General features: G+C 43.2%; 4 protein-coding genes. All 4 read left to right on the top strand.

The genetic code is table 11. The features are described 5' to 3' along the window. Positions 1-181 precede the first annotated feature (181 nt). Positions 182-412, top strand: coding sequence for a helix-turn-helix domain-containing protein (locus G5B11_RS18450; RefSeq protein ID WP_003505382.1), 231 nt, complete (start codon positions 182-184; stop codon positions 410-412). A 263-nt stretch (positions 413-675) separates the two neighbouring features. Further along, entirely contained in the window at positions 676-990 is a 315-nt protein-coding gene (locus tag G5B11_RS18445; protein ID WP_014080633.1) for a hypothetical protein, read from the top strand. After that, positions 990-1295 carry a hypothetical protein gene (locus tag G5B11_RS19255; RefSeq protein ID WP_244093081.1) on the top strand — a complete coding sequence of 102 codons (306 nt, stop codon included), beginning with the start codon at positions 990-992 and terminating at the stop codon, positions 1293-1295. The genes G5B11_RS18445 and G5B11_RS19255 overlap by 1 nt, the downstream gene beginning before the upstream one ends. Then, positions 1271-2354, top strand: a 1084-nt coding sequence (locus G5B11_RS18440) for a MobA/MobL family protein (protein WP_173729302.1), incomplete at its 3' end; no start/stop codon positions are given. The genes G5B11_RS19255 and G5B11_RS18440, both read left to right, overlap by 25 nt.

The following is a 2354-nucleotide window of genomic DNA, read 5'->3' as shown; positions in this document are numbered from 1 at the left end:
CTTTCATGCTGATTGCCTCCTTTTTCGGTATGTATGAATTATAGCATGTACCTTATATGATTGCAATATGCAATTTAATGATTATTTTTAAAATTTCATAACGCTTGACAACGCAATATAAAACCGCTATACTAACAGCACAACAAAAATTGCATAATGCAATTTGCAAGGAGGTGACGAGATGACGGAAAGAAAGATTGCATTATCCATCGAGGAAGCAGCCGACTATACAGGGATTGGCAGAAACACTTTGAGAAAACTGGTTGAATGGAAGAAACTTCCGGTATTAAAGGTTGGAAGAAAAGTCCTTATTAAAACTGACATTCTGGAAAAGTTCATGGAAGCCAACGAGGGACGAGATCTGAGGGATAAAGGAAATGTAAAAGCTGTCACAAGAAATGTGGCAACTTAAAAAGGCGGCTTCTTACGAAACCGCCAAAGGTTCTATCAGACCGAAGCCATGATATACCTACACGCAAGAGGATTATACCATGTGCTTCTCCTGATATGCAACCGGGAACTAATGTTTATCTTGTCGGAAAAACATCGACAAGACAATGCTCCGCAAGGATGCACGACGATTTTGATTGGAATTATGTCAGCAGAGCTGACCAGAATCGTGTGCCAAATCTTAGCAGGGCAAGATTTGATTATAAGAGAAAGGATGAAGACGATATGGCGAAATCAACAAAGACTTATGAAGAAAGAATACGTGCATTAGAGAAAAAGGAACAGGAAAGCATTGAAGCTACAAAAAAGCTCATAGCACAGCGGAAGGAACTGGAAAAGAGAAAGAAAGCGGAAGAAAGTAAAAAACGAACCCACAGGCTCTGTCAGATTGGAGGAGCGGTGGAATCGGTTCTTGGCTGTCCGATTGAGGAGGAAGATTTACCAAAACTGATAGGCTTCTTAAAAAGGCAGGAAACAAACGGAAAGTTTTTCTCAAAGGCGATGCAGAAAGAGCCACTTACAGATATGGAGGAAGTGTAATGGCGGAGGGAGTGGGTTTTCCATTCCCTTCATTGCCTTTGAATGAAGGGCGCACTTATGGACAACCAGAGGTCGTCCTTATAAGTTTGCCACAAGTGGCAACCGGTCTGCGCTTACGCTTGCCGGGCTCGTTCCGTCGGCGGGCATTTCATGCAGACCTGCTCATGCCGCAGGGGGCACTCTTGCGCAGAGGGCGTTCCGACAGTTCTACTCCTGCCAAACCAGAAGAAGGTGCTGTCGGAAATCAATGCCGGATACGGCAGAAAGGGGGAATCGTATCATGGCGATATTTCATTTTACAGTAAAGATTGTCGGACGCAGTAAAGGAAAATCTATTATATCAGCATCTGCCTATCTCAATGGAGATGTGATGAAGAATGAGGAAACAGGCAGGATCAGTTACTATACTTCCAAAAAAGAAGTCGTCTACACCAGTCTGATGATGTGCAAAAATGCACCACCTGAATGGCTGCATGTACCGGAAGAAAATATAAAAAGGTTTCAACAGTCTATCCGTTATAAAAGAGCGGACGATAAGGAAGCTGCACTGGAAAAGTTTAAAATCACATTTCAGAAACAGCGGCTATGGAATGAGGTCTTGAAGATAGAAAAAAATGCAGATGCCCAGCTTGGACGCTCATTTGAATTTTCCCTGCCGAAAGAATGGAGCAGACAGGAACAGATTGATTATACAACGGAATATATTCAAAAGACTTTCGTGGAAAAGGGAATGTGTGCCGACTGGAGCATACATGATAAGGGCGATGGAAACCCACATGTGCATTTACTTGTAACTATGCGACCATTCAATCCGGATCACTCATGGGGCAACAAAGAAGTCAAGGACTGGGATTTTGTCAGAGATACTGACGGAAATATCGTGGTTGATGAGTCCCACCCGGACTGGTGGCAGGCTAAGAAAAATCCTGACCGGCATGGAATCCGCATTCCGGTACTTGATGAAAACGGAGTACAGAAAGTCGGGTCAAGAAACAGAAAACAATGGAAACGGGTTCTGACCGATGCTACCGGCTGGAACAGTCCAAAGAATTGTGAGTTATGGCGAAGCGAATGGTCAAAGATGTGTAACCGGCATTTATCCGTAGACAATCAGATTGACCACCGCTCTTATGAAAGACAGGGAAAATTAAAAGTCCCTACTATCCATGAGGGTGCAGATGCAAGGAAGATTGAGAAAAAATATCTCACCGGACAGATAAGGAAAGGTTCATGGAAGGTAGAGGAAAACCAGATGATTAAAAAACAAAATGCACTACTGAAAAAGGTAATCGCAACCTTTGGTAAGGTGTCCGGTGCATTGTCGATGTGGAGGGAGTGGTTGAATGACATTAGAAGAAAGCAAA

The organism is Blautia glucerasea (genome assembly GCF_013304385.1).
GTDB lineage: Bacteria > Bacillota > Clostridia > Lachnospirales > Lachnospiraceae > Blautia_A > Blautia_A ammoniilytica.
The sequence above is the reverse complement of the archived record's forward strand: the minus strand, read 5'-3'. Positions and strand labels throughout refer to the sequence as shown.